Source organism: Micrococcus sp. GbtcB5, from assembly GCF_019091605.1.
Taxonomy (GTDB): Bacteria; Actinomycetota; Actinomycetes; order Actinomycetales; family Micrococcaceae; genus Micrococcus; species Micrococcus luteus.
The window spans coordinates 1-235 of record NZ_JAGXJK010000492.1 but is presented as its reverse complement, the minus strand read 5'-3'; the positions used below and the strand labels follow the sequence as shown (position 1 = coordinate 235).

General features: G+C 78.7%; 1 pseudogene. It reads right to left on the bottom strand.

Annotated features, from left to right (window positions below):
- Nucleotides 1–36: 36 nt before the first annotated feature.
- Nucleotides 37–235, bottom strand: a pseudogene (locus KVS67_RS13220) (ABC transporter ATP-binding protein); the annotation flags it as partial.

The following is a 235-nucleotide window of genomic DNA, read 5'->3' as shown; positions in this document are numbered from 1 at the left end:
GGCGGCGGTCGTGGATCGAGGTCGCGACGGCGGTGCTCACGGCCGGTCTCCTTCGGTGCGGGGGCCCTCCAGGTGGAGGCCCAGGTAGGCGTTCTCGAGGCGGGAGCCCTCCGGGGCGAAGTGGCTGACGTGCACACCCTCGCGCACGAGGTCCGCGAGCAGCGCGGCCGCGGCGGCCTCACCCCGCAGCTGCACCACGTCGCCGCCCCGGCGCTGGCCCGCCCCCGCGCCGGGG